We start from the raw sequence: 15,479 nt of genomic DNA, 5'->3' as shown, positions 1-15,479 counted from the left end.
GGTGCGCGGTTCATGCAGCATGACCGGCCTCCTTGTCGTTATGGTTGTCGGTGGTCGTGGTGGCTGCGGCGATGGCCTGCACCACCCGTTCCATCCGCATGAAGCGCGAGCCCTTGACCAGCACGCTGGCGAGTTCGGGCAGCTGTTCGAGCACGGCCGCGTTGAGCGCCTCGACGTCGGTGAAATGGCGCCCCTGGCGGCGCACCCGCTGGTCGGCGAAGGCGGCCACGCTGTGCACCGTCTCCTCGCCCAGCGCGAACAGCATTTCGACGCCGCGGTCGCGCGCCCATTCGCCCACCTCGGCATGGAAGCCCTCGGCCTGGTTGCCGACTTCGCCCATGTCGCCCAGCACCAGCAGGCGCGGACCGGGCAAGGCGGCGAGCACGTCGATGGCGGCGCGCACCGAATCGGGATTCGCGTTGTAGGTGTCGTCGACCAGCGTGAGCGTGCGGCCCGCCGACAGCGCGATGGCGCTTGCCTTCGAGCGGCCCTTGACCGGCTCGAAGGCCGCCAGGCCCTCGGCGATCTTCTCGATCGACACGCCGCTGGACAGGGCGCAGGCGGTGGCCGCCAGCGCGTTGATCACGTTGTGGTGCCCGGCGATGGCCAGCGTGGTCTGCAGCGGGCCGAGCGGCGTGCGCACCTCGATCGACCAGGCGCCCTGGCGCCATTCGGCGCGGGCCAGGGCGATGTCGGCGTCGGGGTGGTCGCCGAAAGTGAGGCAGCGACGGGTCGCGCCTTCATGGGCGATCTCGTTCCACAGCGGCGTGAAGGCATCGCCGAACGGAAACACCGCGGTGCCGGTTTCCGGCAAGGCCGCGAAGACGCTGCCGTTCTCGCGGGCCACGGCCTCGACCGTCGCCATGAATTCCTGGTGCTCGCGCTGGGCGTTGTTGACCAGTGCGATGGTCGGCCGTGCGATGGTCGCGAGCCGCGCGATCTCGCCGGGGTGGTTCATGCCGAGCTCGACCACCGCCAGCTGGTGGTGGGCGCGCAGCCGCAGCAGCGTGAGCGGCAGGCCGATCTCGTTGTTGAAGTTGCCGACGGTCGCCAGCGACCGGTCGCCCCACGCGGCATGCAGGATGGTCGCGATCATCTGCGTGACCGTGGTCTTGCCGTTGCTGCCGGTGACGGCCACCAGCGGCAGGTCGAACTGCGCCCGCCAGCCCGCGGCCAGTGCGCCGAGCGCCGCCAGCGTGTCGGGCACTTCGAGGCCCGGCAGGCCCGCCGCCTCGAGGCCGCCGTGCGCGATGGCCGCGACCGCGCCCTTCGCGCGTGCGTCGGCCAGGAAGTCGTTGGCATCGAAACGCTCGCCACGCAGCGCCACGAACAGGTCGCCCGGCTGCAGGCTGCGGGTGTCGGTGTGCACCCGCACGAGCGGTGTTTCGGCATCGCCGACCAGACGCGCACCCGGCACCCAGGCAAGCGCCTGGCCGAGGGTCATCATGGGGACCTGCGCACTCATTCAGCACTCCTGCGTTGCAACGCGTCGAGCGCGTGAATTCGATCTGAAAATTCGGTGCGCACGCCGCCGGCTTCCTGCCAGGCCTCGTGGCCCTTGCCGGCGATCAGCACCACGTCGGCGGGTGCCGCCTGGGCCAGCGTCTCGGCGATGGCGCGGGCACGGTCGGGCTCGACCTGCGCGGCATCGGGGTCCGACAGCCCCAGCAGGATCTGGCCGATGATCGCGGCCGGCTTCTCGCTGCGGGGGTTGTCGCTGGTGATCACCACGCGATCGGCCTGCGTCTCGGCGACGGCGGCCATCAGCGGGCGCTTGGTCGCGTCGCGGTCGCCACCGCAGCCGAACACGCACCACAGCACGCCGCCGCGCTGTGCGGCCAGCGGGCGCAGACCGGCCAGCGCCTTGTCGAGCGCGTCGGGCGTGTGGGCGTAGTCGACCACCGCCAGCGGCTGGCCCGGCAGCGCGACGCGCTCCATGCGGCCCGGCACGCTCTGCAGGTCACGGCAGGCGTCGACGGCCTCGGCCAAGGTCATCCCGAGGGCGCGCAACGCGCCGATCACGCCGAGCAGGTTGGCCACGTTGTACTGGCCGATGAGCCGGGTCGACAGCGTCTGCGTGCCGGTGCCCTGCTCGACCACGTCGAAGCGCAGGCCCTCGGCGTCATAGCGGACGTCCTGCGCCATCAGGCGCGCGGCGGCGCCGCCGGCCGACACGGTCCAGACGTCGAGCGTGCCGACGCCACGATCGATCAGGTTCTTGACCAGGGTCGCGCCATGCAGGTCGTCGATGTTGACCACCGCGGCGGCGAGGCCGGGCCAGCGGAACAGCTCGGCCTTCGCCTCCCAGTAGGCGTCCATGCTGCCGTGGTAGTCGAGGTGGTCCTGCGTGAAGTTGGTGAAGACCGCGACACGGATCTCGCAACCGTCGAGCCGCCGCTCGGCGATGCCGATCGACGAGGCCTCGATGGCGCAGGCGCTGAAGCCCTGCCGGACGAAGCGGCGCAGCTCGCGCTGCAGCATCACGGGGTCGGGCGTGGTGAGGCCGGTGTAGCGCAGTTCGGGCGGCGTGCCGATGCCGAGCGTGCCGATCAGCGCGCAGGGGCCATGGCCGGCACGTTTGGACAGTGCTTCCGCCAGCCACCAGGCGGTCGAGGTCTTGCCGTTGGTGCCGGTCACGGCGATGAGCGGGATCTGGCTCGACGGCTGGCCGTAGAACGACGCGGCGATCGGCCCGGTCGCGGCCTTCAGGCCGGCGAAGCTGGCGATCGGCAGGCGTTCGTCGAAGCCGAAGGCCTCGACGCCCTCGCGCTCGACCAGGCACACCGAGGCCCCTTGCGCCAGTGCGGATGCCACGTGCGCGCGCCCGTCGGTCGCGGCGCCGGGCCAGGCGATGAAGCCATCGCCGTCGCCGACCTGCCGGCTGTCGGCGTGCAGGTCGCCGCCCACGCAGGAGCGCAGCCAATGCGCGGCTTCGTTGGGGGTGCGCAGGTTCAGGTCGTCCATCAGAAACTCTCGTCCACGCCTTGCGTGATGACCAGCGGTTTGACCGCGAGGTCGGGCGCCACGTTCATCATGCGCAGCGTCTGCTGCACGACTTCGCTGAAGACGGGTGCCGCGGCGATGCCGCCGAAGTACTGGCCGTCGCTCGGCTCGTCGATCATCACGCCGACGATGATGCGCGGCTTCTCGATCGGCGCCATGCCGGTGAACCAGGCGCGGTACTTGTTGCTGGCGTAGCCCTTGCCGACCTGCTTGTGCGCCGTGCCGGACTTGCCGCCCACCGAGTAGCCCACGGTCTGCGCGAGCTGGCCGGTGCCGCCGGGGCCGGCGGCCATCTGCAGCATCTTGCGGACCGCATGGGCGTTCTCGGCGGAGAACACGCGCACACCCACCGCCGCGTCGGAACTCTTGAGCATCGTCACCGGGATGATGCTGCCGTCGTGCGCGAAGGCTGTGTACGAATGCGCCATTTGAAACAGCGAGGCCGACAGGCCGTAGCCGTAGGCCATGGTGGCCTGCTCGACCGGCTTCCAGTTCTTCCACGGGCGCAGCCGGCCGGTGACGGCGCCGGGGAACTGCACCTGCGGCTTCTGGCCGTAGCCGAGCGCGGTGTAGGTGTCCCACATCTCGTGGGGCGTCATCTTCTGGGCGATCTTGAGCGCGCCGACGTTGCTCGACTTCTGGATCACGCCCTCGACCGTCAGCGTGCCGTAGTTGTGCGTGTCGCTGATGGTGAAGCCGCCGATCTGGAAGCGACCGGGGCCGGTTTCGATCAATGTCAAGGGCTTCACGCGGCCGGCCTCGAGCGCCATCGCCACGGTGATCGGCTTCATCGTCGAGCCGGGCTCGAAGGTGTCGGTGAGCGCGCGGTTGCGCAACTGCTCGCCGGTGAGGTTCTGGCGCTTGTCGGGCACGTAGCTCGGGTAGTTCGCGAGCGCGAGGATCTCGCCGGTCGTGCTGTCGAGCACCACCACACTGCCGGCCTTGGCACGGCGTGCGATCACCGCGTCGCGCAGCTTCTGGTAGGCGAAGAACTGCACCTTGCTGTCGACCGACAGCTGGATGTCCTTGCCGTCGACCGGCGGCACCGTCTCGCCGACGCCCTCGACCACGCGGCCCAGGCGGTCCTTGATGACGCGGCGCGAGCCGGCCTTGCCGGCCAGGTCCTTGTCGAAGGCGAGCTCGATGCCTTCCTGGCCGTGGTCTTCCACGTTGGTGAAGCCGACCACGTGCGCGGCCGCCTCGCCCTCGGGGTACTGGCGCTTGTATTCCTTGCGCTGGTAGATGCCCTTGATGTTCAGGTCGGCGATCTGTTTGGCGATGGGGGCGTCGACCTGGCGCTGAATCCAGACGAAGGTCTTGTCCTCGTCCTCGAGCTTCTTGTCGAAGTCCTTCTGCGCCATGCCCAGCAGTTTGGCCACCTGCTTGAGCTTGGTCTTCACATCCGGGTCGTTGCGCTCGATGTCTTCGGGAATGGCCCAGATGCTGGGCGCCACCACGCTCGACGCCAGCAGCAGGCCATTGCGGTCGAGGATGCGGCCGCGGTTGGCCGGCAGCTCCAGCGTGCGCGCGAAGCGCACCTCGCCCTGGCGCTGGAAGAACTCGTTGTCGATCACCTGCACGTAGGCCGCGCGGGCGGCCAGCACCACGAAACCCATCGCGATCGCGGCGACGATGAACTTGCTGCGCCAGACCGGCGTCTTGCTCGCGAGCAAGGGGCTGGTCGTGTACTGCACGCTGCGGCTGCGGCGGACCATCAACCGGTCCTCCGGGATGGGTTGGTCGAGGCCGGCCTGGCCGGGGCGGAAGCCGCCGGCGCCGGGATCGGCGGAATCACGGTGCCGTCCGGCCGCACGTACTGCGTGATGGCCGGTGTGGTGGTGCGCATCTTCAACTGTTCCTTGGCCAGCTTCTCGACCCGCAGCGGCGTGGCCTGGGCGCGTTTCTCGACCTGCAGGCGGTCGCCATCGACCTCGAGCCGGCGCGCCTCGGTGTTGGCGCGGTCGAGCTCGGTGTAGAGCAGGCGCGAGCGGTACTGCGTGTGCACGAGGAACATCGCCGTGGCCATCACGGCGATCAGCAGCAGGACGTTCAGGCGCGTCATGCGTCGGTCCTCTCGGCCACGCGCAGGATCGCGCTGCGGGCGCGCGGGTTGCCGGCCACCTCGGCCTCGGACGGGCGGATGCGGCCCAGGGCGCGCAGCTTCATCACCTTCGGCGCGGCGAAGGGCGCACGGCGGTCGTAGACCTCCTTCGAGTGCGTCGCGATGAACTGCTTGACGATCCGGTCCTCGAGCGAATGGAAGGCGATCACCGCCAGCCGGCCGCCCGGCTGCAGCACCGCGAGGCTGGCGTCTAGCGCCTGTTGCAGCTCTTCAAGCTCGGCGTTGATGAAAATCCGAAGAGCCTGAAATGTGCGCGTTGCAGGGTTCTGGCCCTGCTCGCGGGTTTTGACCGCGCCAGCCACGAGCTCGGCCAGCTCGGTGGTGGTTGAAATTGGGCCCCGTTCTTGTCGGCGAGCATCAATCGCCTTTGCAATCTGAACAGCAAACCGTTCTTCGCCATAGTCACGGATCACCTCTGCAATCTGCTGAATTTCGGCCGTTGCCAGCCACTCGGCCACGCTCTCGCCGCGCGTGGTGTCCATGCGCATGTCGAGCGGGCCGTCGAAACGAAAAGAAAAACCCCGTGCGGGGTTGTCGATCTGCGGGGAGCTGATGCCGAGGTCCATCAGGAGCCCGGCGACACTGCCCGGCGGCAGCTCCCCCAGATCCTTGAAGCCCTGGTGCCGGATGGAAAAACGCGCATCGGTGATGCGCGCTGCTTCGGCCACCGCTTCCGCGTCCTTGTCGAACGCGATGAGGCGGGCCTCCGGCGCCAGCCTATCGAGCAGCAACCGGCTGTGGCCACCGCGCCCGAAGGTCGCGTCGACGTAGGTGCCGACGAGCGGCTGCGGCCGGTCGGCGAGCAGCGCATCGACCGCTTCGTGCAGCAGCACCGTGGTGTGGGTCCAGGACGTGTTCAAGGCGGCGCTCGTCAAAAGGCGAGGTCCTGGAGCGCTTCGGACTGCAGGCCGGCCTGGATCGCTTCGGCTTCCTTGGCGTCGTGCGTGGCCTTGTCCCAGAGCTCGAAGTGGCTGCCCATGCCGAGCAGCAGCGTGTCGCGCGCGATGTTCGCGGCGGCACGCAGTTCCGGCGACACCAGGATGCGGCCGGTGCCGTCCATGTCGACGTCCATCGCATTGCCGAGGAACAGGCGCTTGAGCCACTGGTCCTTCAACGGCATCGCGGCGATGCGTTCGCGGAACTGTTCCCACGCGGGACGCGGGAAAATCATCAGGCAGCCGTGGGGATGGCGCGTGATCGTGAGTTGACCGCCGGCCGTCGCGGCCAGCACGTCACGATGCCGGGTCGGCACGGACAGCCGACCCTTCGCATCCAGACTCAGCGATGAAGCGCCTTGAAACACGGCCACGAAACCCCTGTGGTGGGAGCGGTCGCGCACCTCGACGAGGCGACATCCGACACTTTTTCCCACTTAACTGCACTTTTTTGCACTGTAGCAGGAAACCAAGGTACGACAACAAGGCCTGTTGTCTATTTTTTGTAATGGAATCAACGACTTAGCGCGCTTTTCGAACCCTCCGAAAGCGCGAATTCCGTTGCAAATGAAGCACTTAGCTCACGCAGTGAATGTTCTGCGTGAAGCCAAGTGCCGTGACGCCTTGCGCGTCAGAGGATGAAACGCGAAAGATCTTCGTCGTGACTTAGTGCCGCGAGGCGCTGGTCCACATAGGCCGCGTCGATGTGGATCGCCTGCCCGCCGAGCCGCGCGGCGTCGAAGCTCACCTCGTCGAGCAGGCGCTCCATCACCGTCGACAGCCGGCGCGCGCCGATGTTCTCGGTGCGCTCGTTCACCTCGAAGGCGATGCCGGCGAGGCGCGTGATGCCTTCCGGCGTGAAGTCGAGCGTCACGCCCTCGGTGGCCAGCAGCGCCTGGTACTGCTTGACCAGCGAGGCACGCGTCTGCATCAGGATCGCCTCGAAGTCGGCGATCGACAGCGACTGCAGCTCGACGCGGATCGGAAAGCGCCCCTGCAGCTCGGGAATGAGGTCGCTCGGCTTGCTCAGGTGGAACGCCCCGCTCGCGATGAACAGGATGTGGTCGGTACGCACCACGCCGTACTTGGTGGTGACGGCCGTGCCCTCGACCAGTGGCAGCAGGTCGCGCTGCACACCCTGGCGCGAGATGTCCGAACCCTGGGCATCACTGCGGGTCGCGACCTTGTCGATCTCGTCGATGAAGACGATGCCGTTCTCCTCGGCATTGCGGATCGCCAGCGCACGGATGTCGTCCTCGTTGACCAGCTTGCCGGCCTCCTCGTCGATCGCCAGTCGCATCGCCTCGGCGATCTTGAGCTTGCGCGTCTTGCGCTTGCCAGCGCCCAACTGGCCGAACATGCCGCGCAGCTGCTCGGTCATCTCCTCCATGCCCGCCGGGCCCATGATCTCCATCGGCGCACGGGCTTCGGCGAGATCGATTTCGATCTCCTTGTCGTCGAGCGCGCCTTCGCGCAGCTTCTTGCGGAAGGCCTGACGCGTGGCGTTCTGGGTGTCCGACGCACTGCCATCGGCCAGCCGGGCCGGGGGCAGCAACGCGTCGAGGATGCGCTCCTCGGCCGCATCCTCAGCCCGCATGCGGAACTTGGCGCTTTCCTTCTCGCGCGTCTGCTTGACCGCGATCTCGGCCAGGTCGCGGATGATGGCATCCACGTCCTTGCCGACGTAGCCGACCTCGGTGAACTTGGTCGCCTCGACCTTGATGAAGGGCGCATCGGCCAGGCGCGCCAGGCGACGGGCGATCTCGGTCTTGCCAACGCCCGTGGGGCCGATCATGAGGATGTTCTTGGGCGTGATCTCGTGGCGCAGCGGCTCCTCGACCTGCTGGCGGCGCCAGCGGTTGCGCAGGGCGATGGCCACCGCGCGCTTGGCCGCCGGCTGGCCCACGATGTGGTTGTCGAGCTCCGAGACGATTTCCTGGGGGGTCATGGACATGGTCAGAGCGCTTCCACCGTGTGGTTCATGTTCGTGTAAATGCAGATTTCTCCGGCGATCGCCAGCGATTTGCGCACGATCTGCTCGGCAGAGAGGTCCGTGTTGTCGATCAACGCCTTGGCGGCCGACTGCGCATAGGCGCCGCCCGAGCCGATGGCGATCACGCCGTCTTCCGGTTCCAGCACGTCGCCGTTGCCGGTGATGATGAGCGAGGTGGTGGCGTCGGCCACGGCCAGCATGGCCTCCAGCTTGCGCAGCACGCGGTCGGTGCGCCAGTCCTTGGTGAGCTCGACCGCCGCGCGGGTCAGGTGCCCCTGGTGCTTTTCGAGCTTGGCCTCGAAGCGCTCGAAGAGCGTGAAGGCGTCGGCCGTGGCGCCGGCAAAGCCAGCCAGCACCTTGCCGTGATAGAGCCGCCGCACCTTGCGCGCCGTGCCCTTGATGACGATGTTGCCGAGTGTGACCTGCCCGTCCCCGCCGATGGCGACCTGGTCGCCTCCGGGGGTCTTGCGGCGCACGCTGACGATGGTGGTGCCGTGAAACTGTTCCATCGAAGCCATCTGGGGATGGCCCGGATCAATGCAAGGGACCGTCAGGCCCCCGCTGGTAACGGCTAGTTTTCGCGCACCCGGACCAGCGCGTGGTCCGCGATGCCCACCACCTTGAAGAAGGTGGCGATCAGGCGGTGCGCATCGACGAACTGCACGCGCTGGCCGTTGGCGTCGCGCTCGGTCACCCAGTGCAGCAGCGTGCCGGCGGCGGCGAGGTCCAGGCGCACGAGGGCCGAGCAGTGAATGGTCGCAGGTGCCGTCGGGTCGGTCATCTCGGCCTCGGCGATCTCGGCATCGAGTCGGCGCCAGGTCGACTCCGACTCGCCGCTCAGGTCACCGGCCAGGGTCGCGCCCAGGATCTCGGGTGAACCCGTCGACGATTCCGGCGCATCCCCGTCGATGCTCATGCCCATGGACAACCCGGCCGGCCGGCTCATCCCCGTCGACTCCACGCCGGCATAGCGGCCCTGGGGCTCCTCCCAGGGCGGCGGCGAGACTTCGTAGGTGATGCAGTAGTTGAGCGCGACCAGTTCGAAGAGGTCGACCTCGTTCATGAGCCGCAGCGCAGCCATGCGCAACTGCCACCAGGTCTCGTCGGTGTTGCGCTCGTTGGCAGGCGTGGCCTTCTCGAGCACAGCCAGCAGGCGCCCGGCACCGACGAATCGCACGTCGACCGGCGATGCCGACCAGTGCGCGAAGAGCGACTTCAGCGGCCCGGCCGCGGCCAGGTCGATGCCGCCGAGCAGGCGCCAGTCGAGCGTCCACACCGAACCCGCGCCCCCCAATGCACGCGTGAGCTCGACCAGGCCCTCGCGGCTGAGCTGTGCCGGGCTGCGCCAGTCGGCCGCATGTTGACCCGTGGCCGCGACGCTGGTCTGCACCCCGCGCGCCAGCGCACGCAACGACACCCACTCGGGGCCGTTGCGCTTCATGCGCTGGGCATACCGGGTGCTCGCCGCCACGAACTTCTCGGCGTCACCGATGGCACGGTACAGGTCGAGCAGCGCCAGCCAGATGTCGTTGTGGTCGTTCTGGGTCGCGTCGGACAGCAGGCTCTGCAACAAAATCGACTCGGCGCCGGCATCGTCGCCATGCGCAAAGCGGATCGCTGCCTCGTCGAGCGCACTGTCGTAGACCAGCAGTGGCACCGCTGCACTGTGCGCAGCGGCGGCATTGGCCGGCGCCTCGGCGACCGCCGGCACGGTGCTGTCGGCCGCCTGGGGGGCCGTGTCGGCATACGCCCGGGCCCGCTGAGCCGCCAGGACCTCGGGGTTGATCGACGGTTCGTCGTCGGTGGGGGTCGTGGCGGGCGAGCCCTTCCACCACTGCTTGGACATCTGCGCCTCGATCTCGTCGATCTTCTTGAGCGTCAGGGCGCGTCCTTCGGTCTTGCCCGAGGTGCTGCTGAGGTTCAGCGAGGAGGGTTGCCCCGGGTCTCGTGCGCCGGCTGCTTCCCGCTGGCGCAGCTTGCGCAGCATGTCGAACTCGCGGCGACGCACGAAATCGTTGCGCTGGCGCCGCTCGATCATCTCCTTGAGCATCTCGCGGCTGTAGCCGTTCTCGCTCGCGGCCGAATCCTGCGCGTCCAGTTCGGCCCAGTCCTTGAGCGGATTGCGAACGAACTTCGCCACTTTCGAAAGCAGGCGGCCGGACGGTTCTTCCTTGGACATGCTGGGGTGAGGAACTCAGGGCATCGATGGGGAGGTCATGTCGCAGGGGCGGGGCGGCCCCGTCTAGTCTCCGAACATCTTCTGCTTGAGTTCGCGGCGTTGCTGCGCCTCGAGCGACAACGTGGCGGTCGGACGCGCCAGCAGGCGGCCGACGCCGATGGGCTCGCCGGTCTCGTCGCAGTAGCCGTAGTCGCCGGCGTCGATGCGCTGGATCGACTGCTCGATCTTCTTGAGCAGCTTGCGTTCGCGGTCGCGCGTGCGCAGTTCCAGCGCATGCTCTTCCTCGATGGTGGCGCGGTCGGCCGGGTCGGGCACCACCACGGTGTCTTCACGCAGATGCTCGGTGGTTTCGCCGGCGTTCTCCAGGATGCCGCGCTTGAGCTCGATCAGCTTCAGGCGAAAGAAGGCCATCTGCTTCTCGTTCATGTACTCGCTGTCGGGCATGGCGATCACTTCCTGATCGGTCAGTTCCTCGGCGGACTTGGTCTTCCAGTTGTTCGCGAGCTTCGGATCTTTCTTGACGGCCAGCGGGGGCGGCGGCACCAGGGCAGGAGCGCTTTGCGTGAAGCTGGACTTGGCCGCCGTCGAGGCGACCGACTGCGCCATCGAAGGAACGGTCAATTGCGACAGACGCGACACCCGGCCACCGCGGGCGGCCGGAGCGGGCGCGGCGGGGATCGAGGTGACGGGAGTTGTCGCCGGGGCGGAAGTGGAGGCGGCAGCCGTTTTTTTCATGGGGAGCGAAGGAGCAGGTGGTTCGGCACTGCGGCCGGTGGGTTTGGACGACGCGGCAGCCACGGGGGCTGCCTTCGGTGTACTTTTTTTCGCCACAGCCTTGCGGGCCGGGGCGGGCGGAGCGGCTTTCACGGCGCGGACGGTCTTTGCCGGCGCCACGCTGACTTTCTTGGCTGGAGCCGACGGGGTGGAAGCCTTTTTCGCCGACGACGTTGCCGACTTGGCCGCCGGCGTCTTCGGGACGACCGGCTTCAAGACAGGTTTGGCCTTCGCGGCAGGTTTCTTCACGGTGGCTGGCTCCTTCGACGAACTCGAATGCGCTTTCACTGGCTCTCCCCCTGAAAGCCGTGCGGTTCTTCGACCCCACGACCCACACTGTCAGGTGCCCACCGGTGGCGAGCCCTCGGGGTTATACCCTTGAAAGCACGCCAGGAACGCACGCCCTCCTATGCCGGAAGTCACACCCGGGCCTTCTGAAGACCCGGGGCGGCTGCGGAACAGGCGCGCGATTGTATATAGATATGAAGCGGCCGGGCCTTTCGCGCCGGCTCGCCGTGCCGATACGCCACAACGGGCGCTCCGGCACTCAGACCAGGCACTGCTCCAGTCCCTGTTCCAGGATGTCGCGCGGCAGCTCGATGCCGATGAACACCATCCGGCTCTGACGGGCCTCGTCAGCGCCCCATTCCGGGCCCAGGTCGCTGCCCATCAGCTGGTGCACGCCCTGGAAGATCACCTTGCGGTCGGTACCCTTCATGTTCAGCACGCCCTTGTAGCGCAGCATCTTCGGGCCGTAGATGTTGACGACGGCACCCAGAAAATCCTCGAGCTTGGCCGGGTCGAAGGCGCGGTCGGCCTTGTAGACGAAGCTCTTGACGTCGTCGTCCGTGTGGTGATGGTGGCCATGGCCGTCGTGCGCATGCGAGGGATGGTCGCAATGCTCGCCGTGCGCGTGATCATGGTCGTGATGATCGTGCTCGTCGGCCGAAAGGAAGTCCGGGTCGATGTCGAGCTTGGCGTTCAGGTTGAAGCCACGCAGGTCGAAGATGTCCTTGAGCGGCACATCGCCGAAATGCGCCTTCTGCTGGGGCGCGCGCGGATTCATGTGCTTCAAGCGGTGGATCAGCGCCTCGGTTTCGGCTTCGGAGACGAGTTCGCTCTTGCTGATGAAGATCTGGTCGGCGAAGCCCACCTGGCGGCGCGCTTCCTGGCGGTCGTTGAGCTGCTGCGGCGCGTGCTTGGCATCGACCAGCGTCAGGATCGAGTCGAGCAGGTAGCTCTCGGCGATCTCGTCGTCCATGAAGAAGGTCTGGGCCACGGGGCCGGGGTCGGCCAGGCCGGTGGTCTCGATCACCACGCGGTCGAAGTCGAGCAGGCCCTGGCGCTTCTTGGCGGCCAGCAGCTGCAGCGCCTCGCGCAGGTCTTCGCGGATGGTGCAGCAGACGCAGCCGTTGCTCATCTGCACGATCTGCTCCTTCGACTCCGTCACCAGGATGTCGCTGTCGATGTTCTCTTCGCCGAATTCGTTCTCGATCACGGCGATCTTCTGGCCGTGCGCCTCGGAGAGGATGCGCTTGAGCAGCGTGGTCTTGCCGGAGCCGAGAAAGCCGGTGAGGATGGTGGCGGGAATGAGGGCCATAGCGGAACTCCGAGAACGGGAAAGGCGGAAAGTTTAGCGACGCGGCCGGGCAGGCGCCGCGGCAAGGTCAAACCCTACTTGCGCACCACGACGAGGCCTTTCAAGTACTCCCCTTCGGGAAACTCGATGGTCATCGGGTGGTCGGGCGCGGCCCCCAGACGTTCGCTGATGTAACCGTCCACGCCCGCGTCCAGCCCGGCCGAGGCCACGATCTTGTGGAACAGGTCGGCGCTGATGCCGCCCGAGCACGAGAAGGTCAGCAGCACGCCACCGGGCTCGAGCAACTTCAGCGCCAGCCGGTTGATGTCCTTGTAGGCCCGCGCGGCGCGCTCGGCATGGGCCACCGTGGGTGCGAACTTGGGCGGGTCGAGCACGATGGCGTCGAAGCTGCGGCCTTCCTCGATGAAGCGGCGCAGCGAGGCGTTCACGTCGGCGTCGAGGAACTGCGCGTTGGCGCCCTCGAAGCCGTTGAGCGCCAGGTTGGCGCGCGCGCGCTCCAAGGCCGGCAGCGACGAGTCGATCGAGGTCAGTTCGGCGCCGTCGATCGCGCCCGCCGCCTTCAGCCCGGCCAGCGCCGCGACGGTGAAGCCGCCCGTGTAGCAGAAGCAGTTGAGCACGCGGCGAAAGCGCCGGTGCTGCGCGATCTCGGCGAAGCGCTGCCGGCTGTCGCGCTGGTCGAGGTAGAAGCCGGTCTTGTGGCCGGTCGCGATATCGAGCGACAACCGCCAGTCGTGCTCGCGGATCACCTGCGCGGTGGCGTCCTCCCCGCGCAGCCAGCCGGTGACGGGCTTGAGGCCTTCGCGCTCGCGACCGCTCGCATCGGAGCGCTCGTAGAGCTTGGTCAAACCCGTAGCGGCCAGCAGCGCATCGGCCAGCACGTCCTTCCAGCGTTCGACGCCGGCAGAGCCGAACTGTGCGACCAGGGTGTCGCCGTAGCGGTCGACGATCAGGCCCGGCAACCCGTCGGCCTCGCCGTGCACGAGCCGGATGCCATCGCTCTGCAGATCGAAGTAGCGGCGCGCGCCGACGGCGCGGGCACACAGCGACGCCAGGAACGCGGCGTCGATGCGCTGTGTCTCGACGAAGCTCCAGGCGCGTGCGCGGATCTGCGAGCTCGGGCTGAACGCCGCCCACGCGAGGAATTGGCCGTCGTGCGACTCCACGCGCACCGTTTCGCCGGGGTCGGCCCCGCCACGTGCGATGGCGGACTCGAACACCCACGGGTGGCGGCGCAACAGCGATTTTTCTTTGCCGGGCTTGAGGCGGAGTGTTTTCATTCGGTGTCGTCTTTGGCCTTGGCCCGTGGATGCGCCGCATCGTAGGCCTTGGCCAGGTGCTGGAAATCCAGCCGGGTGTAGACCTGCGTGGTCGTGATGTTGGCGTGGCCGAGCAGTTCCTGCACCGCGCGCAGGTCGCTGCTCGACTGCAGCACGTGGCTGGCGAAGGAATGGCGCAGCATGTGCGGATGCACCGCCGCCGGCAGCCCGGCCTTCAGGCTGCGCGCCTTGGCCGTCTTCCACACCGATTGCGCCGAGAAGCGCATGCCGGTGCGGCCGATGAAGAGCGCCGCGGCGCTCGCCGGGTCGCGCACCCGGGCAGCCGGCAGCGCGGCGCACTGGTCGCGCACCGCCAGCCAGGTGCGCAGGGCGTCGGCCGCCTTGCCGCCGACTGGCACGCCGCGCCGCTTGCTGCCCTTGCCCAGCACCTGCGCCTCGCCCGCGTCGAGATCGACCCAGCCGCGCGCATCCTTGCCGGCATGCACGTCGAGCCCGACCAGCTCGCTCACGCGCAGCCCGCAGCCGTAGAGCAGCTCGACGATGGCACGGTCGCGTGCCTCGGTCCACGGGTCCGCATCGGGGTCGTGCAGCTCGGCCAACTGCACCGCGTCGTCGACCGCCAGCGCCTTGGGCAGCGGACGGGCCGCCTTCGGCGCGCGCACATCCTGCACCGGGTTGAAGGGCACCAGCCGCTGCTGGCCAAGCCAGCGGAAGAAGCTGCGCCAGCACGACAGCACCAGCGCGATGCCGCGCGGCTCGCGCCCGGCGCTGTGCATCTGCGCCATCCAGCGGCGCACGTGGGCGGCGGTGACGCGGTCGACCGGCAGGCGCGCCTCGGCCATCTTCGCGGCCAGCGCCCGCAGGTGCTCGGCATAGATGTCGAGGGTGCGCCCGGCCAGCCGGCGCTCGACGCGCGCGTGCTCGAGGTAGCGCTCGATCAGCGCTGCAGCGGCGCCGGCCCCGGTGTCCTCAGAAGTAGCCATGGAAGGCATTGTTCACGATGGCCAGCGGTTCGCGCAGCGCGCCGCGAAAACGCATGCCCCAGCGCTGCCAGCAGGCCGTGGGCGCGGCGGCGTACTGCACGTCGAAGTCGTGCGCGAAACCGCTGGCACGCGCGAGCCGCTCGACCCGCCACAGGTGGTAGGGCTCCGACACGACGATGACCCGCCGCACGCCCGCCTCGCGCAGCACGGCGGCGGACATCGCGAGGTTCTCGCGCGTCGAGTTCGACTGACTTTCGCGCAGCAGCGGCCCGGTGTAGCCGATGGCGCGCGCATGCACGGCCATCACTTCCGATTCGATGCGGCGATCCTCATGGTCGATGCCGCCCGACATCACCAGCTGCGGCACCAGCCCGGCCTGCGCCAAGGATACGGCGGTGTCGACGCGGCCGGTCAGGCAGGGGTTGGGGGCACCATGGCGGTAGGCCCGGTTGCCGAGCACCAACGCGGCGTCCGCGGGTCGCGGCGAGCCGGCGGCAAGCAAGGCCTCCGCCCGCTGCCAGATCGTGAAAGCGATCGCCCCGTAAGCCACCACCGCCGCGCCCAGGCCCAGGGCCAGCAGGCGCAGCCCGGTCCGCACGGGTCGACCGCCCGG

General features: G+C 68.4%; 14 protein-coding genes. All 14 read right to left on the bottom strand.

Annotated features, from left to right (window positions below; translation table 11 throughout):
* Positions 1-10: 10 nt before the first annotated feature.
* Entirely contained in the window at positions 11-1,465 is a 1,455-nt protein-coding gene (locus QTH86_RS21820) for a UDP-N-acetylmuramoyl-tripeptide--D-alanyl-D-alanine ligase (RefSeq protein ID WP_286648246.1), read from the bottom strand.
* Entirely contained in the window at positions 1,462-2,964 is a 1,503-nt protein-coding gene (locus tag QTH86_RS21815) for a UDP-N-acetylmuramoyl-L-alanyl-D-glutamate--2,6-diaminopimelate ligase (RefSeq protein ID WP_286648245.1), read from the bottom strand. Before QTH86_RS21815 ends, QTH86_RS21820 begins: the two co-directional genes overlap by 4 nt.
* Positions 2,964-4,718, bottom strand: a complete 1,755-nt coding sequence (locus tag QTH86_RS21810) for a peptidoglycan D,D-transpeptidase FtsI family protein (protein ID WP_286648244.1) — start codon at positions 4,716-4,718, stop codon at positions 2,964-2,966. Before QTH86_RS21810 ends, QTH86_RS21815 begins: the two co-directional genes overlap by 1 nt.
* Positions 4,718-5,065 (bottom strand): cell division protein FtsL, encoded by a 348-nt coding sequence (gene ftsL, locus QTH86_RS21805; protein ID WP_286648243.1) that lies wholly within the window; start codon positions 5,063-5,065, stop codon positions 4,718-4,720. The genes QTH86_RS21810 and ftsL overlap by 1 nt, the downstream gene beginning before the upstream one ends.
* Complete coding sequence (gene rsmH, locus QTH86_RS21800; RefSeq protein WP_286648413.1) at positions 5,062-5,985, bottom strand: 16S rRNA (cytosine(1402)-N(4))-methyltransferase RsmH; 924 nt, start codon at positions 5,983-5,985, stop codon at positions 5,062-5,064. The genes ftsL and rsmH overlap by 4 nt, the downstream gene beginning before the upstream one ends.
* A gap of 11 nt (positions 5,986-5,996) precedes the next feature.
* A complete protein-coding gene (gene mraZ, locus QTH86_RS21795) occupies positions 5,997-6,428 on the bottom strand; it encodes a division/cell wall cluster transcriptional repressor MraZ (protein ID WP_286648412.1) in 432 nt (143 codons plus the stop codon).
* 263 nt (positions 6,429-6,691) lie between these two features.
* The gene (gene hslU, locus QTH86_RS21790) at positions 6,692-8,014 is read right to left on the bottom strand and encodes an ATP-dependent protease ATPase subunit HslU (RefSeq protein ID WP_286648242.1); all 1,323 of its coding nucleotides are present in this window, start codon (positions 8,012-8,014) and stop codon (positions 6,692-6,694) included.
* A gap of 2 nt (positions 8,015-8,016) precedes the next feature.
* Positions 8,017-8,562 (bottom strand): ATP-dependent protease subunit HslV, encoded by a 546-nt coding sequence (hslV, locus tag QTH86_RS21785; protein WP_286648241.1) that lies wholly within the window; start codon positions 8,560-8,562, stop codon positions 8,017-8,019.
* 62 nt (positions 8,563-8,624) lie between these two features.
* On the bottom strand, positions 8,625-10,232 hold the full coding sequence (locus tag QTH86_RS21780) for an STAS domain-containing protein (protein WP_286648240.1): 1,608 nt from the start codon (positions 10,230-10,232) through the stop codon (positions 8,625-8,627).
* Positions 10,233-10,295: 63 nt separating this feature from the next.
* Positions 10,296-11,030 carry an RNA polymerase-binding protein DksA gene (dksA, locus tag QTH86_RS21775; RefSeq protein ID WP_444814022.1) on the bottom strand — a complete coding sequence of 245 codons (735 nt, stop codon included), beginning with the start codon at positions 11,028-11,030 and terminating at the stop codon, positions 10,296-10,298.
* 523 nt (positions 11,031-11,553) lie between these two features.
* Positions 11,554-12,606, bottom strand: coding sequence for a CobW family GTP-binding protein (locus tag QTH86_RS21770; protein WP_286648239.1), 1,053 nt, complete (start codon positions 12,604-12,606; stop codon positions 11,554-11,556).
* A gap of 74 nt (positions 12,607-12,680) precedes the next feature.
* On the bottom strand, positions 12,681-13,883 hold the full coding sequence (locus QTH86_RS21765; protein WP_286648238.1) for a class I SAM-dependent rRNA methyltransferase: 1,203 nt from the start codon (positions 13,881-13,883) through the stop codon (positions 12,681-12,683).
* Entirely contained in the window at positions 13,880-14,866 is a 987-nt protein-coding gene (locus tag QTH86_RS21760) for a tyrosine recombinase XerC (protein WP_286648237.1), read from the bottom strand. Before QTH86_RS21760 ends, QTH86_RS21765 begins: the two co-directional genes overlap by 4 nt.
* The gene (locus QTH86_RS21755; RefSeq protein ID WP_286648236.1) at positions 14,853-15,464 is read right to left on the bottom strand and encodes a YdcF family protein; all 612 of its coding nucleotides are present in this window, start codon (positions 15,462-15,464) and stop codon (positions 14,853-14,855) included. The genes QTH86_RS21760 and QTH86_RS21755 overlap by 14 nt, the downstream gene beginning before the upstream one ends.
* Positions 15,465-15,479 lie beyond the last annotated feature (15 nt).

Source organism: Variovorax sp. J2L1-78 (assembly GCF_030317205.1).
Classification (GTDB): domain Bacteria; phylum Pseudomonadota; class Gammaproteobacteria; order Burkholderiales; family Burkholderiaceae_C; genus Variovorax; species Variovorax arabinosiphilus.
The sequence above is the reverse complement of the archived record's forward strand: the minus strand, read 5'-3'. Positions and strand labels throughout refer to the sequence as shown.